The organism is Massilia jejuensis (assembly GCF_042656795.1).
In the GTDB taxonomy this organism is placed as follows: Bacteria; Pseudomonadota; Gammaproteobacteria; order Burkholderiales; family Burkholderiaceae_D; genus Telluria; species Telluria jejuensis.
Genome location: NZ_JBHSMS010000036.1, coordinates 185,125 through 202,783, shown reverse-complemented (window position 1 = coordinate 202,783; position 17,659 = coordinate 185,125). Strand labels below are relative to the sequence as shown.

Annotated in this window: 13 protein-coding genes; all 13 read left to right on the top strand. The window is 66.1% G+C overall.

The genetic code is table 11. From position 1 onward, the window contains the following. The first annotated feature begins 125 nt into the window (after window positions 1-125). The 13 genes from ACFPOU_RS11480 (at window position 126) to ACFPOU_RS11420 (ending at window position 17,650) form a co-directional block, all read left to right on the top strand. Window positions 126-3,125, top strand: coding sequence for a xanthine dehydrogenase family protein molybdopterin-binding subunit (locus tag ACFPOU_RS11480; protein WP_379721243.1), 3,000 nt, complete (start codon window positions 126-128; stop codon window positions 3,123-3,125). Next, window positions 3,122-3,940, top strand: a complete 819-nt coding sequence (locus ACFPOU_RS11475) for an FAD binding domain-containing protein (protein WP_379720962.1) — start codon at window positions 3,122-3,124, stop codon at window positions 3,938-3,940. The genes ACFPOU_RS11480 and ACFPOU_RS11475 overlap by 4 nt, the downstream gene beginning before the upstream one ends. Next, window positions 3,937-4,461 carry a (2Fe-2S)-binding protein gene (locus ACFPOU_RS11470; protein WP_379720959.1) on the top strand — a complete coding sequence of 175 codons (525 nt, stop codon included), beginning with the start codon at window positions 3,937-3,939 and terminating at the stop codon, window positions 4,459-4,461. Before ACFPOU_RS11475 ends, ACFPOU_RS11470 begins: the two co-directional genes overlap by 4 nt. Next, window positions 4,454-5,983 (top strand): AMP-binding protein, encoded by a 1,530-nt coding sequence (locus tag ACFPOU_RS11465; RefSeq protein ID WP_379720956.1) that lies wholly within the window; start codon window positions 4,454-4,456, stop codon window positions 5,981-5,983. Before ACFPOU_RS11470 ends, ACFPOU_RS11465 begins: the two co-directional genes overlap by 8 nt. Window positions 5,984-6,015: 32 nt before the next feature. Then, the gene (locus ACFPOU_RS11460) at window positions 6,016-7,194 is read left to right on the top strand and encodes an ABC transporter substrate-binding protein (protein WP_379720953.1); all 1,179 of its coding nucleotides are present in this window, start codon (window positions 6,016-6,018) and stop codon (window positions 7,192-7,194) included. Between the two features lie 17 nt (window positions 7,195-7,211). Then, window positions 7,212-8,105 carry a branched-chain amino acid ABC transporter permease gene (locus ACFPOU_RS11455; RefSeq protein ID WP_379720950.1) on the top strand — a complete coding sequence of 298 codons (894 nt, stop codon included), beginning with the start codon at window positions 7,212-7,214 and terminating at the stop codon, window positions 8,103-8,105. Further along, complete coding sequence (locus ACFPOU_RS11450; protein WP_379720947.1) at window positions 8,098-9,150, top strand: branched-chain amino acid ABC transporter permease; 1,053 nt, start codon at window positions 8,098-8,100, stop codon at window positions 9,148-9,150. Before ACFPOU_RS11455 ends, ACFPOU_RS11450 begins: the two co-directional genes overlap by 8 nt. Further along, window positions 9,147-9,905, top strand: coding sequence for an ABC transporter ATP-binding protein (locus ACFPOU_RS11445; RefSeq protein ID WP_379720944.1), 759 nt, complete (start codon window positions 9,147-9,149; stop codon window positions 9,903-9,905). The genes ACFPOU_RS11450 and ACFPOU_RS11445 overlap by 4 nt, the downstream gene beginning before the upstream one ends. After that, entirely contained in the window at window positions 9,898-10,605 is a 708-nt protein-coding gene (locus ACFPOU_RS11440) for an ABC transporter ATP-binding protein (protein ID WP_379720941.1), read from the top strand. The genes ACFPOU_RS11445 and ACFPOU_RS11440 overlap by 8 nt, the downstream gene beginning before the upstream one ends. Window positions 10,606-10,634: 29 nt before the next feature. Beyond that, window positions 10,635-11,441 carry an enoyl-CoA hydratase/isomerase family protein gene (locus ACFPOU_RS11435; protein ID WP_379720938.1) on the top strand — a complete coding sequence of 269 codons (807 nt, stop codon included), beginning with the start codon at window positions 10,635-10,637 and terminating at the stop codon, window positions 11,439-11,441. Between the two features lie 156 nt (window positions 11,442-11,597). Further along, the gene (locus ACFPOU_RS11430; RefSeq protein WP_379720935.1) at window positions 11,598-13,019 is read left to right on the top strand and encodes an aldehyde dehydrogenase family protein; all 1,422 of its coding nucleotides are present in this window, start codon (window positions 11,598-11,600) and stop codon (window positions 13,017-13,019) included. A gap of 13 nt (window positions 13,020-13,032) precedes the next feature. After that, the gene (locus ACFPOU_RS11425) at window positions 13,033-13,839 is read left to right on the top strand and encodes an alpha/beta fold hydrolase (protein WP_379720932.1); all 807 of its coding nucleotides are present in this window, start codon (window positions 13,033-13,035) and stop codon (window positions 13,837-13,839) included. A gap of 937 nt (window positions 13,840-14,776) precedes the next feature. After that, window positions 14,777-17,650: a trypsin-like serine peptidase gene (locus tag ACFPOU_RS11420; RefSeq protein ID WP_379720929.1), complete on the top strand. Its 2,874-nt coding sequence runs from the start codon at window positions 14,777-14,779 to the stop codon at window positions 17,648-17,650. Window positions 17,651-17,659 lie beyond the last annotated feature (9 nt).

Sequence of the window (17,659 nt, the reverse complement as noted above, 5' to 3'; positions counted from 1 at the left end):
CCCTGTCCAGTAAAAAAAGCGACTGTACGGTAAATCCAAACACCCACGGGTAACAGCTTTCGCACCACCCAGGAATACACTTTTTGCATCAGCCATGCCGCAAGAAGGGTATCCAAGTGAATCAGATTTCCTCAGTGCCAGTCGAAGGTTTCGCCGCGGCGGCCGATGCCGCGCCAGGCGGATACGTCGGCAAGGCGCTGCCCCGCGTTGAAGACGCCGCCCTGCTGACAGGGCGTGGCAGCTACGCCGACGACATCGGTGTCAAGCCGGGCACGCTGCACGCTGCCATCCTGCGTTCCCCGCACGGCCACGCCGAGATCGTGGCGATCGACAGCAGCGCCGCGCTGGCGCTGCCCGGTGTGCGTGCGGTGCTGACCGGCGCCGACGTCGCCGCCTGGTCGACACCGTTCGCGGTCGGCGTCAAGCAGCCGATGGAGCACTGGTCGATGGCAATCGAGCGCGCCCGCTACGTCGGCGAGCCGGTTGCGGTGGTGATGGCCGAAAGCTGCTACATCGCTGAAGATGCGCTGGAACTGATCAAGGTCGAGTACCGTCAGCTGCAGGCGGTGGTCGATCCCGAGGCCGCGCTGGAGCTTTCCGCGCCGGTGCTGCACGCTGCGGTCGGCACGAATCTGGTCAACGAGCGCCATTTCTCGTACGGCGAGCCAGCCGCCGCCTTCGCCGATGCCGCGCGCACGGTCAGCATCAAGGTGCATTACCCGCGCAACTCCTGCACGCCGATCGAATGCTTCGCCGTCGTTGCCGAATATCTGTCGGGCGACGAGGGCTACGACGTCATGTCGAATTTCCAGGGACCGTTTGCGCTGCAGCCGGTGATGGCGCGCTCGCTGAAGGTCGGCGGCACCCGGCTACGGCTGCGCGCGCCGCGCGACTCCGGCGGCAGCTTCGGCACCAAGCAGGCCGTGTCGACCTACATCGTGCTGCTGTGCCTCGCCTCGCGCAAGGCGGGCGCGCCTGTCAAGTGGATCGAAGACCGCCTCGAGCACCTGCAGGCATCGGTCGCCTCGACCAACCGCGTCACCACCATTGAGGCGGCGGTCACGCCCGAGGGCGAAGTCACCGCGCTGCGCTACCACCAGATCGACGACTGCGGTGCCTACCTGCGCGCGCCCGAGCCGGCCACCTTCTACCGCATGCACGGCATGCTGACCGGCGCCTACAAGGTGCAAAACCTGGAAGTGCATAACAAGGTCGTGCTGACCAATAAAACCCCGTCCGGCCTGGTGCGAGGCTTCGGCGGGCCGCAAGTGTATTTCGCGCTGGAGCGCCTGATGCAGCGCATCGCGGTGGAACTTGGCCTCGACCCGCTCGACGTCATCAGCCGCAACATGATCGGCGCCGACGCTTTCCCTTACCGCGCGCCGGCCGGCTCGCTCTACGACTCGGGCAACTACCAGCTGTCGTTGGCGATGGCGGTCGAGCGGGGCGGCCTGGAAGAACTGAAAGCGCGGCGCGATCAGGCGCGCGGCGAGGGACGCTTGTACGGCATCGGCTACGCCGCCGTGGTCGAGCCATCGATCTCCAACATGGGCTACATCACCACCGCGCTGACGCCGGCCGAACGCGCCAAGGCGGGCCCGAAGAACGGCGCCAACACCAGCGCCACCGTCGCCGTCGACGCGCTCGGCAGCGTTAGCGTGATGATCGATTCGGTGCCGCAGGGGCAGGGCCACCGCACGGTCGTCGCGCAGGTGGTCGCCGACGTGCTCGGCCTCGAACCATCGGATGTGCTGGTGAACGCCGAACTCGATACGCAAAAGGACGGCTGGTCTATCGCCGCCGGCAATTACTCGAGCCGCTTCGCCGGCGCCGTCGCCGGCACGGTGCACCTGACCGCGATTCAAGTGCGCGCCAAGCTGGCGCATATCGCCGCCTCGATCCTAAACGTGCCCCCCGCCGACATCGTGTTCGAAGGCCGCAAGGTGTTCTCGCGCGCCTATCCCGGCACCAAGCTGCCGTTCCACCGCGTCGCCGGTGCGGCGCACTGGTCGCCGGCCAGTCTGCCTGAAGGGATGGCGCCTGGCATTCGCGAAACCGTGTTCTGGACGCCGGTCCAGCTGCAGGCGCCCGATGACAACGACGTCATCAACAGCTCGGCCGCATACGGCTTCGTGTTCGACATCTGCGCGGTCGAAGTCGACAAGGTCACCGGCCAGGTACGCATCGACCGCTATGTCACGTCGCACGACGCCGGCCGCATCCTGAATCCGGCGCTGGCCGACGGCCAGATCCGCGGCGCCTTTGCCCAAGGCCTGGGCGCGGCGCTGATGGAGCACTTCGACTACGGCAGCGATGGCAGCTTCAAGTCCGGCACCTTCGCCGACTACCTGGTGCCGACCGCCTGCGAAGTGCCGGAGCCCGTCATCGTCCACATCGAAACGCTGTCGCCGTTCACGCCTCTGGGCGCCAAGGGCCTCGGCGAAGGCAACAACATGAGTACGCCCGTCTGCATCGCCAACGCGGTTGCCGATGCTCTGGGCGTGGCCGACCTGCGCCTGCCGCTGACGCCGTCGAAGATCCACGCGCTGCTCGGCGCCGGCGATCCGCCGCCGAGCAAGCCGCGCGCGGCGGCGCCAGTGAAAGCGCCACAAGGCGGCCACGCGCTGTCGATGTCCGGCTCGGTCGAACTGCCCGCCACGCCGGAGCAGGTGTACGCGGTGCTGCTTGACCCGGACGCGCTGGTCAAGGTCATCCCCGGCTGCCACGCACTGGAGAAAGTCGGCGAGAACCACTACCGCGCCGACGTCACCATCGGCATTGGCCTGGTCAAGGCGCGCTACGCTGCCGAGATTCGCTTGTCCGACCTCGATCCGCCGCATGGACTGGCGCTGGGCGGCAAAGGCGTCAGCTCCCTCGGCGCGGCCGAAGGCGCGGGCCGCATCCAGCTCCAGCCGGCAGGATCCGGCACGCTGCTCAGCTATGACTACAGCGCCGCCGTCAGCGGCAAGGTCGCTGCGGTGGGCGGACGCATGCTGGAGGGCGCCGCCAAGATCGTTCTGCGCCAGCTGTTCGAACAACTGGGGCGCCAGGCCGGCGGCGGCGTCGCCGCGCCCAAGCGCTCGCTGTGGCAGCGCATCCTGCATGCGCTGGGAGTGTCCAAATGAAGCCGGCCGCATTCGATTACATCCGTGCCGACAGCGCGCAAGAGACGGTGAGCCTGCTGGCCCGCCACGGCGAGGACGCCAAGATCCTGGCTGGCGGCCAGTCGCTGATGGCGATGCTAAACATTCGCCTGGCGCAGCCGGCCATGCTGGTAGATATCTCGCGCTGCCAGGACCTCGATTACGTACGCGTCGAGAACGGCCATCTGGCCGTCGGCGCCGCGGCCACCCAGGCCAGCGTCGAAACGCGCGCCACGCTGGCCTCCGAGGTGCCGTTGCTAGCGCTGGCGCTGCCATGGATCTCGCACTTCCAGATCCGCAACCGCGGCACCGTCTGCGGCTCGGTCGCACATGCCGACCCGAGCGCCGAGCTGCCGCTGTGCCTGACCGCGCTGCAGGGCGAAGTGGTGCTGCGCTCGCAGTCCGGCCGCCGCGTGCTGAAAGCCGACGACTTCTTCCAGGGGATGCTGATGACGGCCGTTCGCCCCGGCGAAATCGTCGAAGAAGTGCGCTTCCCGCTGCAGCAGCAGGGCGCGCGCTACGCATTCCAGGAAGTGTCGATGCGCCACGGCGACTTCGCCATCGTCGCGCTGGCCGCGGTGGTCAGCGACAGCGCAATCGAGCTGACTGTCGGCGGCGTTGCCGACCGCCCGGCCCGGAAACGTTGGGCGCGCATCTCCGGCGATGACCTCGACACCGCGCTCAACGATTTCGCCTGGGAGCTCGAAGCCCAGAGCGACGGCCACGCCAGCGCCGAATACCGGCGCCACTTGGTGCGCCAGCTGGGCCGTCAACTGATTCAAAAGGCAGGCACATGAAACACTACGAAAAAAACATCGAGTTTCCGGTGACCATCACGCTCAATGGCGTGACGCGCAGCGCGCCGGCCGAAGCGCGCATGCTGCTGTCGGACTTCCTGCGCCATAAGCTGGGCGCCACCGGCACCCACGTCGGCTGTGAGCACGGCATCTGCGGCGCCTGCACCGTACGCGTCGACGGCGTCGCCCAGCGCTCCTGCATGCAGCTGGCGGTGCAGGCCGACGGCCGCCGCGTCGACACCGTCGAAGGCCTGAACCATGGCGCGGGTGCGGAGCTGGGCGACCTGCAGGCAGCCTTCAAACGCCATCACGCGCTGCAGTGCGGCTTTTGCACCGCCGGCATCCTGATGTCGTGCAGCCATTTCCTCGAACGCGTGCCTGCGCCGAGCGAGCAGCAGGTGCGCGACATGCTGTCGGGCCACCTGTGCCGCTGCACCGGCTACACCAATATTGTCAACGCCGTGCTCGACGTCGCAGCGCAACGCCAGGCGGCCATTATCGGGAGTACACAACATGCTTGATTTGGGCCGCAGTTTTCTCGCATCGGTAGAACGCAGTCCGGGCCAGCTGGCGCTGGTGGACGGCGACCTGCGCCTGACCTACGGTGAATGGTTCGAGCGCGTCGCCGCAGTGGCGACTGGCCTGCAAGGGATCGGACTACAGCGCGGCGACCATCTGATCGCGCTGCTGCAGAACCGCTGGGAGATGGCCACGCTGCACTGGGCATGCCAGTTCGCCGGCATCATCGTCACCCCGCTGAACTGGCGCGCCAAGCCGGACGAAATCGACTACTGCGCCGGCGACGCCAACGCCCGCGCCATCGTGTTCCAGGACGTCTCGGCCGACGCGGTACGCGATTCCGCCGTCGCCCAGGGCTTGCCGCGCATTGCGGTCGGCGCCGCCGAAGGCGCCACGCTGGCGTTCGAGCACCTGCTGGCGGCGCTGCCCGCCGCGCACCTGCTGAACGCCGGCGCCGACGACTGGTCGCTGATGCTGTACACCTCCGGCACCACCGGTAAACCAAAGGGCGTGCCGCGCCGCCACCGCCACGAACGCGCCGCCGCGCTGGCGCACGTCGCCCAGAACCAGTACGGCCGCTTCGAGCGCACCCTTGGCGTGATGCCGCTGTATCATACCATGGGCGTACGTTCACTGCTGGCGATGGCGCTGGTCGACGGCTGCTTCGTCTGCGTTCCCAAATTTGACCCGGTGGCGGTGCTGGCGGCGATCGAGGCCGAGCGCATCACCAACCTGTACCTGGTGCCGACGCTGTACCACGACGTCATCGCCCATCCCAACTGCGCCACCACCGACCTGTCGTCGGTGCGCAAGCTGGGGTTTGCCGGCGCCTCGATGAACGAGGCGCTGCTGAAAAAACTCGATGCGCTGTTCGAGCCCGAACTGTTCGTCAACCACTATGGCTCGTCCGAGGTGTACACCTTCAGCATCGACCCGGACGCCGTCAAGAAGCCTGGCAGCGCCGGGCGCGCCGGTATCAACCAGCGCCTGCGCGTGGTGCGGCTCGACGGCGGTAACCCGGACCTGCCGGCCGAGCGCTACGAGGAAGGCGAGATCATCGCCGACCTGGCCGGCGACGAATCCTTCGAAGGCTACTGGAACCGGCCCGACGCGAACGCCAAGGCGCTGCGCGGCGGCTGGTACTTCACTGGCGACACCGGCTACCTCGACCGCGACGGCGACCTGTTCGTTTCCGGCCGCACCGACGACATGATCATCAGCGGCGGCGAGAACATCTCGCCGGTCGAGATCGAGAGCCTGCTGTCGCTGCATCCGGCCGTCGACGAGGTGGCGGTGGTGGGCCTGCCGGATCCGCGCTGGGGCCAGTGCGTCACCGCTTTCGTCAAGCGCCGCGCAGCGGTCACCGAAGCCGAACTCGATGCCCACTGCCGCACCTCCGGCCTGGCGAACTTCAAGCGCCCGCGCGCCTACGTCTTCGTCGTGGAAGTACCGCGTTCCCCGGTCGGCAAACTGCTGCGTCGAAAATTAGTCGCCAACGAATACGAAGCCGAAGCACCGAAGTGATTTTTTCCAGTCTAAACAATAAAGGAGACACCATGAAAACCGTATTCGCACGCAAGCTGTTGGCCGCCTCGATCCTGGCCGGTTTTGCCACCGCTGCGTCCGCGCAGGAAACGCCGATCCGCATCGGCGTCGTCACGCCGCTGTCGGGCACTTATTCGGCGCTGGGCCAGCAGGTCAAATGGGGCCTTGAACTGGCGACCAAGGAAATCAACGCCGCCGGTGGCATCATGGGCCGCAAGGTCGAACTGCTGTTCGAGGACGAGGAAGCCAATCCGTCGGTCGCCGTCCCGAAAGCGGAAAAGCTGTTCCAGGTGTCGAAGGTCGACTTCCTGACCGGCACCGTCAATTCGGCCTCGACGCTGGCGGTTGGCCAGCTCGCCGAGCGTAACAACCGCCTGATCGCGACCACGGTGTCGTTCTCAGACGCGATCACTGGCGACAAGTGCTCGCCCAACGTATTCCGCGTCAACGCCAAGGCCGGTCAGCAATCGGCCGCGCTGGCCGAGTGGCTCAGCAAGTCCAAACCGAACGCCAAACTGTTCTACCTCGGCCCGGATTATGAAATGGGCCGCAGCACCGTCGCCGCGTTCAAGAGCGCGGCCGAGAAGAAGGGCGCCAAGACCGTCGGGGAGGTGTTCGCCCCACTCGAAAACAAGGACTATTCGCCATTTTTCGGCCAGGTGCGCGCCGCGCGCCCAGATGTGATGTACACCTCGGTGGCCGGCAACGACGCGGTGCGCCTGTTTAACCAGATGTCCCAGTATGGCCTGCTGAAGAACATGACCGTGGTGGGCGCCTCCGGCACGCTGACGTCGCAGAACCTGGCGGCGGTCGGCAAGGCCGGCGAGGGCTTCGTCACCGGCGTCGGCTACTCGGTCGAAATCGACCTGCCGGAGAACCAGAAATTCGTCAAGGCGTTCACCGAGTTCGCCAAGGCAGCGCCCGACCTGTACGGCGCCGACTCGTACGGCGTGATGTTCTTCTACAAGGCGGCGGTCGAGAAGGCCAAGAGCACCGATACCGACAAGGTCCGCACGGCGATGCGCGGACTCGAATGGATGACCCCGCAGGGTAAGAAAACCATGCGCGCGGGCGACCACCAGGCGATCCAGGACATGTACGCGACGCAGATGACCAACGGGAAGTTCAAGATCCTGAGTAAAGTCGCCGGCGACGCCGCGATCGGTCCCGATACTTGCACCAAGTTTTGATCGGCTGAGAGGAAATCATGGGTGGCTTTATCGACACACTGCAATTCGTGCTCGCGCCGCAGGTCGTCAATGGTCTGTCGATCGGCGTGGCCGTGATCCTGATGGCGCTCGGGCTGACGATCATCTTCGGCCTGCTCGACGTCATCAACATGGCGCACGGCGAGTTCTACGCGCTCGGCGCCTACCTGGGCGTGAGCCTGGCCGCGGCCGGCGTCAACTTCTGGCTGATGCTGCTGCTGGTGCCGCTAATCATGGCGCCGATCGGCTACCTGTTCGAACGCATGCTGATCCAGCGCGTGTTCCACCACAAGGACCGCCACATCCTGACGCTGCTGCTGACGTTCGGCCTGGCGATCATCATGGAAGACCTGTTCAAGGTATTCTACGGCCCGCAGGCGCTGACCGCCGCCACGCCGATCGAGGGCGCCAGCGAAATCGCCGGCATGTTCTTCCCCAACTACCGCCTGTTCCTGATGGCGATCGGTACTGCCATCATCCTGGTCGTCTGGCTGGTGGTCTACCGCACCAGCCTGGGCGCGATGGTGCGCGCCGCCGCCTTCGACAAGAACATGGCGTCGTCGCTTGGCGTGCCGGTCTCGCACGTCTACGCCGGCACCTTCGCCTTCGGCGTCGCGCTGGCCGCCTTATCGGGCGTGCTGCTCGCCCCGGTGTACTCGGTGTTCCCGACCATGGGCAAGGACTTCATTCTGATGGCGTTCAGCGTCGTCATCGTCGGCGGCCTTGGCAGCATCAAGGGCGCGGTGATAGCGGGCCTGGTGCTGACCCAGATCCAGGCCATCGCCAGCTTGTACATTTCGCCGTCGTGGACCGACCCGCTGGTGTTCGCCATCATGGTGGCGGTGCTGATGGTGCGTCCGCAAGGACTGTTCGGGAGGCTCGGTCATGCTTGATAACGTCGCTCCAATCGGCCGTCATGCCAAACTCGCGCCAGTGCTCGGCGCAGTCGCCCGCCGCGAGCGCACCGCCCGCAACGCGGTGCGTTACTTCGCCTTCCTGTTCATCGCGCTGGCGCTGGTGTTCGCCGTCGTCGCCGCCGCGCTCAAGGATGTGTTCTTCTTTCGCCTCGCCACCGAGGCGCTGATCTACGGCGGCTTCGCGATGGGGGTGGACCTGTTGCTCGGGTTTGCCGGCCTGCTGTCGCTCGGCCACGCGCTGTTCTTCGGGCTCGGCGCCTACGTCTCCGGGCTGGTGCTGAAGGAATGGACTGCCTCGTTCTGGCTGGCGCTCGGAACCGTACTGGTGGCAGCGACCGTCGTCGGCAGCATCGCCGGTATCATCGCCATCCGCGCCCGTGGCGTCTACTTCGCGCTGATCACCTTCGGTCTCGCCGAGGTGGCATCGAAAGTGGTGTTCAACACGCGTCAACTGGGCGGCTCGGACGGTATTATCGGCATCCCTGTGGTGCAGGCCAACTTCCTGCTGTTCACGGTCGACAGCAGCAACGCCGGCAGCTTCTTCCTGCTGGTGCTGGTGCTGATCATGGCCATGTACTTCGCTCTGGAAGCGTTGCTGCAAACACCCGCCGGGCGCCTGGTGGTGGCGATCAAGGCCAACGAACACCGCGTGCCTTTCCTTGGCTTTTCGGCGCAGCGCTACAAGCTGCTCGCCTTCATCCTGGCCGCCAACGTCACCGCCATGTCCGGCGCCCTGTATCCGATGCTGCGCGGGTTCGTCTCGCCCGAGCTGATGTTCTTCCAGGCTTCCGGCAACGCCGTCATCACCGTCATCCTCGGCGGCGTCGGCACCCTGATCGGGCCGCTGTATGGCAGCGTGATCCTGTCCGCGCTGAAATCGATTGTCGGCTCGTACACCGAACACCATCTGATCGTCATCGGCGTGCTGTTCATGATTTCGGTGATCTTCTTCCCCAAGGGCCTGATCGGCTACCTGCGCCCGCGCCTCGAAGCGTGGCTGTCGCGAAAGGAGCGTCCATGAACGACCAGATCGTGCTGTCGGTACGCGACCTGACGGTGCGCTTCGGCGCCCTGACCGCCGTGAACAACGTCAGCTTTGACGCCAGGCGCGGCCACATCACCTCGGTGATCGGGCCGAACGGCGCCGGCAAAAGCACCTTGTTCAACTTGATCAGCGGCGCCATACGTCCCAGCAGCGGCAAGGTCACTTTCAATGGCCAGGACGTCACCGCGCGCGGGCCGGACCGTCTGATGAAGGCTGGCCTGGCGCGCTCGTTCCAGATCACCAACCTGTTCTTCGAATTGTCGGTGTTCGAAAACCTGCGCCTGGCCGCGCAGGCACTGGAAGCGCCGACGCGCGCGCTGCTGCCGGTGCGCCGCAGCGTCATCGCGCTGCAGCGCGCCGAAGAACTGATCGCACAGTTCGGCCTGTCGGCCAAGGCGCACGAACTGGCCGGCTACCTGTCGCACGGCGAACAGCGCCGGCTCGAGATCGCGGTGGCGCTGGCCTGCCGGCCAAGCATGCTGCTGCTCGACGAACCGACCCAGGGCATGTCGCATGCCGACACCGAGGAAACCGGCGCGATGATCAAGTCGCTGGCGGGCGACCTGTCGATCCTGCTGGTCGAGCACGACGTCGGCCTGGTGATGAATCTGTCCGACCACGTCGTTGTCATGACGCAGGGCGCCAAGCTGGCCGAGGGCCTGCCGGCCGCGGTGCGGGCCAATCCGGCGGTGCAGGCCGCCTATTTTGGACAGGGGAGCCACCATGCTTGAACTCGACAACGTCCATACCCACTATGGCCTCTCCCACGTGCTGCAAGGCGTGTCGCTGACGGTCGGCGCCGGCGAAGTGGTGGTGCTGTGCGGCCGCAACGGCGTCGGCAAGACCACCGTCATGAAAACCGTCGCCGGCTGGGTCAAGCCGAGCTCCGGCATCGTCCGCTTCGACGGCGCCGACATCGGCCCGCTGGCACCGGACCGCATCTGCCGCCTGGGCCTCGGCCTGGTGCCGGAAGACCGCCGCATCTTTCCCGGCCTGACGGTCGAAGAGAACCTCACGCTCGGTTTCCTGCAGTGCCCGGGCCGCAGCAAGGCCGAATCGCGCGTGGTGCTCGAACAGGCCTACGAGCGCTTCCCGCGCTTGAAAGAGCGCCGGCAGCAGCTCGGCACGTCGCTGTCCGGCGGCGAGCAGCAGATGCTGGCGATCGCGCGCGTGCTGGTCGGCGCGCCGCGGCTGCTGCTGATCGACGAACCGACCGAAGGCCTGGCCCCGATCATCGTCGACGAAATTTTCGCCATCATCTCCGGCCTGCGCGATGACGGCATGCCGATCCTGCTGGTCGAGCAGAATGTCCAGCGCGCGCTGGATGTCGCTGACCGCTTCTATGCGCTCGAACGCGGCCAGGTGATCCTGTCCGGCGACGCCGGATCGAGCAGTGACCGCAGCACCCTGCAAGAAGCCATCGCCGTTTAATTAGCCTCATACACAAAAAGGAACCTGACATGTCGCAACTCTCCCATCCCGCGCAAACCCTGCTCGAAAAGCTCGACGGCTTTGCCGTCATCATCGACGCCGCGCGCCAACGCGCCGACATCGTGCTCGAACGGCCTCCCTTCAACATCATCTCCATGGCCCAGCGCGACCAGCTGCGCCTGGTGTTTGAATCGCTCGACGAGAACCCGGCGGTGCGCGTGATCGTGCTGCGCTCGATCGGCGAGCATTTCTCCAGCGGCGGCGACATCCGCGGCTTCCTCGAGGCCACGCCGGAGCACGTGTCGAAGCTGGCGTGGAACATCGCCGCGCCGGCGCGCTGCAGCAAGCCGGTGATCGCCGCCAACCGCGGCTTTTGCTTCGGTGTCGGCTTTGAAATCTCGCTGGCGTGCGACTTCCGCATCGTCTCCGAAACGTCGCAGTACGCGCTGCCGGAGCAGAAGCTGGGCCAGATCCCTGGCTCGGGCGGTTCCGCGCGCCTGCAGAAAATGGTCGGCATCACCCGCACCAAGGATGTCGTCATGCGTTCGCGCCGCGTGCCGGGCCAGCAGGCGTACGATTGGGGCATCGCCACCATGTGCGTGCCGGATGCCGAGCTGGAAAAGGCCACCGACGCCTTGGTCGATGAGCTGCGGGCGTTCTCGCCGATCGCGCAGCGCACCGCCAAGAAGCTCCTCAACGACACCGAAGACTCGACCTTGGGCATCGCCATCGAACTGGAAGGCCATTGCTACAGCCGCCTGCGGGGGTCCGACGACTTCCGCGAAGGTGTCGAGGCATTCCACCAGAAGCGCAAGCCTGATTTCAAAGGAAGCTAATCCGCGCGACATCAAGCATCAAGTCGTCGCCGGCAAGGGATCGACTGCGCCGCAATCTGACTACATGCCGATCCTGGTGCGCAAGGCGCTGGCATCGGCTTCATGATCCGGGATGCTCACACTGATCCTGAATGAAATCGAAGGATCGATACTCTCATGAAAACAAGAGCGCCAGCAGGCGGGGGACCGCGTCTGCGCGCACTCAACCTGATCGGCGGCCAATGGCAGGCGGCCGCCGCAGCGCGCGAGGGCGACAGCATCAATCCGGCCAACGGCCGCGAGATCGGCAGTTTCGCCGCCGGCGAGGCTGCCGATGCGCGGCAGGCGATCGACGCGGCGCGGAGCGCGTTCGAGCGCGGCAGCCTGTCGCGTGACCCGGCGCAGCGCGCAGCACTGCTGCTGCGCTGGGCCGACCGGCTCGCAAGGCGCGGCGACCTGGCGCACTTGCTGACGCTTGAAAACGGCAAGGTGCTGGCGCAGTCGCGCCAGGAGATTGCCGCTGCTATCGCGTGCGTGCGGCAGGAGGCAGGAAGGCTGCTGCAGGCTGCAGGTGCTGGGATCATCTCGGCGTCAGTATCGCAGCCTGCAGGTGTGGTTGCGATCCTGGTTCCCTGGGATGCTCCTGTGGCGCTGCTGGTGGCGTCGCTGGCGCCGGCGCTGGCTGCCGGCTGCAGTGCCGTCGTCAAGCCTGCCCGGCAATGCGCGCAGGTCATCGCGGCGGTCATCGGTGAACTGGCGGCAGTGGAGGGATTGCCCCAGGGCGTGGTGAACGTCGTGTCGGAGACGGGGCAACAGGTGGCGTGCGAACTGGTCGCCTCGCGCGGCGTTGACATCTTGTGCTTCACAGGGGGGCGCGAGACCGGCCGCAGGATGGCGCAGGCTGCCGCTCCCAGCGCCAAGCGGCTGCTGTTTGACCTGGCCGGCAAGTCGTGCAGCCTGGTGTTTTCAGACGTCGACATGCACGTCATGGCAGGGAAATTGGCGACCGCGGCGCTGATCGCCGCCGGCCAGCACAGCGCCGCACCGAGTCGCATCCTGGTGCACGCGTCCTGCTTCGACCAGGCCAAGGCGGCGCTGAAACGAGCACTGGGGCAGGTCATCGTCGGGGCCGGTGACGACCTCGGCTGCGCTATGGGGCCGCTGATCGATGCCTCGGCGCTCGTTGCAGTCGGCGTACGCACCGAACGCGCATTGGAGCGCTGCGGCGAAGTGGTGCTGCAGGGCCGTCGTGCGGGCGGCGAGTTGTCCCACGGCTATTTCCTGTCGCCGACGCTGGTGGTCGAACGAGCTGGCGCTGACGCGTCCTCAGCCGAGGAAATTTACGGGCCATTTATCTCGATTGGCCGGTTCGAAGAAGACAATGAAGCGGTCGCCTGCGCCAATGCGATGTGCATGGCGCGCTCGGTCAGCGTATGGACCGGCGACCCGGCACGGGCGCAGCGGCTGGTACGCGCGCTGCGCAACGACGGCATCCTCATCAACCGGCATGACTGGCTGGCGGTGAATGGCTCAGCGGGTGGTGGTAGCATTGCCCCTCGCGGCACGCTGTCCGATTTCCTGGCCAGTCCGCGCCAATAGCAAAGGAGCCGACTTGCAGCATATTGCGATCGCGCTTGATGGTCGGACCGTCACACTTGAATATGAATTGATCAGCGGCCAGCGCGCCAATGCGCCATTGATTGTATTCCTGCATGAAGGACTCGGTTCGGCCGCGACGTGGGGGCGGTGGCCGCGCGCCTTGTGTGCTGCTAGCGGCTGCCGCGGCCTGGTCTTTTCGCGGTACGGTTACGGGCACTCGACGGCGCGCCCTGCATCTGGACAGGGCTGGCCAGTGGATTACATGGAGCGGGAAGCGCGCGAGCACCTGCCTGCGTTGTTTGTCGCACTCGGCATCGATGCCGCACGCGAGCCTCCGATTATTCTCGGACATAGCGATGGCGCCACAATCGCGCTGCTGTATGCCGCAGCATTCCCCGGGCATGCGGGTGCTGTGGTGGTGCTGGCCCCGCATGTGTTTGTCGAACAGTTGGCGCGCGAGCGCATCGCGCGGCTGCAGGCAAGCTGGCCCGACGGGCGGTTGGAGGCTCATCTTGCATGCCTGCACGACGACCCTGCCGGCGTATTCCAGGGTTGGAGTGATTGTTGGCTGTCTGCCGCGTTCAGCCGCTGGAGCATCGCCGAGATAATTCAAAGCATCGCGAGCCCGCTGCTAGCGATACAGGGCAAGCAAGACCAATTTGGAACGCTGGAGCAGTTATATGAAATACAGCGCCGCGTCCCCCACGCCGAACTGCTCGTTCTCGATGACTGCCGTCATGTACCGCACGAGGAACACCCTCACACCGCTTTGTCGGCGGTGACTGTCTTTTTGACAAAGTGTCGCGCTCAAGGCCACTGAGCGAGGCCGTTTTATTTGGGCGACGCTCGCCATCGAACCGATAGCAGAGAGCCGCCTTGAAATGGGTACCGAATTACGAGTCGCCGATTGCGAGGATTGATGGGTAGACTCAGTCGATTTCCATCGAGCCAACATCCCAGTGGACGTTTTCAAATTTCATCTCAAACCCCAGCAAAAAGATGGGAAGGGCAATCGCTATGCTCTGCTGCGAAACTATTGCACGAGGCGCGACAAGGGACGTGCGCCCGGATGTCGCTGCTGTTTCAGGACTCGTATCCGCCTCGACCTTGCCTCTGCGATAGCATGTTCGGCTGAAGCCCACAACGCCACCATCCGCAAGTCCACCACTGCGCTGGCTATCCTCCCCACTTGGGTGCGAATCCGGTACAGCAGCGGTACACTCGTAACGATCCGTAGATTGATCTATATTTCGCTAACCCATTGATTCGTTGTATACTATTGCCTTCACCAATCTTCGCTTACTTTACCTCGATTTCCCTACGGACATGCTTTCGCTGGCAAACTCATAATCCGTTGGTGCCCGGTTCGACTCCGGGGGGGCCTACCAATTAAATCAAGAGCTTACGTTACATTAGGCTCTTGTTTCTTTGCATCCTGAATCGCCACCGCTATTGCAGCCACCCCTGAGCCATAATTGGACTCGCGATCGACATGCGCGTCGCTCGCCTCGCGCATCGTTGGCCTACCGCCGATTCATCCCATGGCCGCGTTGCCACAAGCTGACACTTCGTAGGCCGTCCTTGCACACCACTTGTCGGCTGCTACACTGATTTGCATCATCGCTCTATCGACGCGGCGCCGACAAATAGCAAGAGCTCGCTTTTCAGCGTTGGCGATGCGCTGATACTCGGACCTGGCCACCCGTGTCCTGTCCCTCGGTCTCCTGCTGACGGCGAGCAAGCTGGGGGAGAACAACATGAACCACATGGAACGGGTACGCCGCGTGCGCTCGATGCTGCGGCAAGTATCTCCGGGCGACGATATCGAATCGCTTCCGATGCCGACGCCCGAACAGGCTGCCGCAACCGCGCCGCTCGAGGCGCCCGACGCGCCGCCCGGCGTGGCCGGCATCCGGCTCGGCTACGACGAAGCCATCGAAGGGGTGCGCAAGCTCAAGGAGCAGCGCGATGCCGAAGTCAGCCCCGAGGAATTGCTCAGCGTCGAGGCGATCGTGCTGGCGCACGACCGGCCGGCCGTCTTCGTCCGCGCCGAAACCTACGACCAGGTGGGCGGGGTCTGGTCCGCGCTCGATACCTCCGAAGTGCGCAGCCGTATCAATCCGCTGCTCGGCGCGATCGGCCGCATCGAACTGCCGAACATGTACACGGTGCCGTACGGCGGCACCGGTTTCCTGGTCGGCCCCTCGCTGCTGATGACCAACCGCCACGTCGCGCGCCTGTTCGCCGAGGGACTCGGCTCGCAGCGGCTGCTGTACCGGCCCGGCGACGCCCTCGTCGATTTCGAGTGCGAGTACGGCAGCCTGCCCGAGAACGCAACACCCTTCACTATCGAGCAAGTGCTCATGATCCATCCCTACTGGGACATGGCGCTGCTGCGGGTGTCGGGCTTGCCGGCGTCGTACCGGCCCTTGACGCTGTCGGTGCGCGCGCCCGAAGAGATGGTCGGGCGCGACATGGTCGTCGTCGGCTATCCGGCACGCGATCCGCGCAACGACCTGGCGCTGCAGGACCGCATTTTCGGCCGTGTGTATGACGTCAAGCGCTTGCAGCCGGGCAAGCTACGGCAGCGCACGCGCATCCGCAGTTTCGAGAACGAAGTCGATGCGATGGTGCACGACAGCTCGACCCTGGGCGGCAATTCGGGCTCGGCCGTGATCGAGGTCGGCAGCGGACGCGTGGTGGGACTGCACTTCGCCGGCGAATACCTGAAGGCGAACTACGCGGTGCCCAGCCACGAGCTGGCGCGCGACCGGCGCGTGCTCGACGCCGGCGTCAACTTCGACGGCAAGCTTGCCGTGACCGACCTGTGGCAAGGCGCCTGGGACCGGGCCGACGGCGCGCAGGCGCCGCAGCGCACCAGCGGCGCGCCGCAAGCCGATGCCGCCGGCGCCGGCTTGCAGTCCGCCGCGCCCGCACCCGTGCCGCAGCCGGCCGAAGGCGTCATCCAGATTCCGGTCACCCTGCGCATCGCCTTCGACCTCGGCACCGGCGAGGCGCAGGGCACCGCGCCGCCGGCGTCCCCGGTGGCGCTGGCGCCTGCCCACGGCGCGCCGGCAGGGCGGCGCATCTCGATGCGCGCGCTGCAGGAAATGGTGCGCAATCCCGACATCGACGACGCCGCGCTGCATCCGTACTTCGTGTTCGACGCGTCGGTCTCGCGCCCGTTCGCGCCGGCCGTGATCCCGAATCCCGCGCTGGTCGACGTGGCCACGCCGGCCGACACGGTCGAAGGCGCGATGATGATGGCGTGGGGGAACGGCTTGAGCCGGCTGCGCCGGCAAGAGATCTTCAAGGCCCGCATGGCGCGCGGCGACCGGCGCCCGGTGCTGGTGTCCGAAGGCGACTCCTGGTTCCAGTTCCCGATGCTGCTGGCGGACGTGGTCGACAAGCTGCGCGACGACTTCAATATCTGGAGCGTCGACGCGGCCGGCGACACGCTGCAAAACATGGTGCACGACAATGCCGAGTACATGGCGGCGCTGCGCCGCAACGCCGGCAAGGTGCGCGCCTTCCTGTTTTCCGGCGGCGGCAACGACATCGTTGGCGAAGACGCGCGCGGCGAGGCCGTGATCGGCAAGATCCTGAAGCGTTTCGAGGCGGGCAGGCCGGCCGCCTGGTACCTCGAAACGCCCGCCGTCGAACAGAAATTCCGCTTCGTCGAGGACTGCCTGCGGCGCGTGTTCGACAATGTGGCGCGCGAGTTCCCGCATCTGCCGATCGTCTGCCATGGCTACGACTACGCCATCCCGGGCGGCGCCCCCGGCGACACGCGCCGCCCAGGCTGGGTCGCGGTCGACAAATGGCTCGCTCGGCCCATGCGCGAGCAGCTGGGCATACGCGAGCATGCCTTGCAGGAGCAGATCGTGCACGCCCTGATCGACCGCCTGAACGAACTGCAGCGTCGCCTGTGCGGCAACGGCGAGCGCACCAGCGCCTATCCGAACGCCTGGCATGTCGACGTGCGCCGCGTCGTGGACGGACGCTGGGCCGACGAACTGCATCCGACCGACGCCGGCTTCGACGCGGTGGCCGGGCGCTTCGCGTCGATGCTGCGCCAGGCCCTGGGCGAAGGAGGGCACGTGCGTCCCGGCAGCGGCGCGCTCGAACGGGAACGCACGCCGAACCTGGACGACGACGCCGAGGCGGCGCTGGCCGAATTGCCCGACCTGGCCGAAGCGGGCGCCGACTGGCGCGTGGCGAACAGCCTGGCGGCGCTGCGCGACAAGGTCAACCGGCTGGCGCCGTGCAGGAGCCGGGCCGCCGACGGCACCATCGGCGACGCCAGCCACCGCACGCGCAAGTCCGACCACAATCCCTGGGTCGAGGAGGGGGGCCTCGGCGTGGTCACGGCGCTCGACATCACCGACGACCCGGGCAACGGCTGCAGCGCCGAAAAGCTGGCGCGCGCGCTGCAGGCGGCGCGCGACCCGCGCGTCAAGTACGTCATCTGGAACCGGCGCATCATGCATTCGCGCGCCATCGACGGCGCCGCCCCCTGGGAGTGGCGCAGCTATGGCGGGGCCAATCCGCACAAGGCGCACCTGCACCTGTCGGTCAAGCCGGACAAGGCGAGCTACGACTCGGGCGCCGACTGGCAGATCATGGTGTAGCCGGAAACG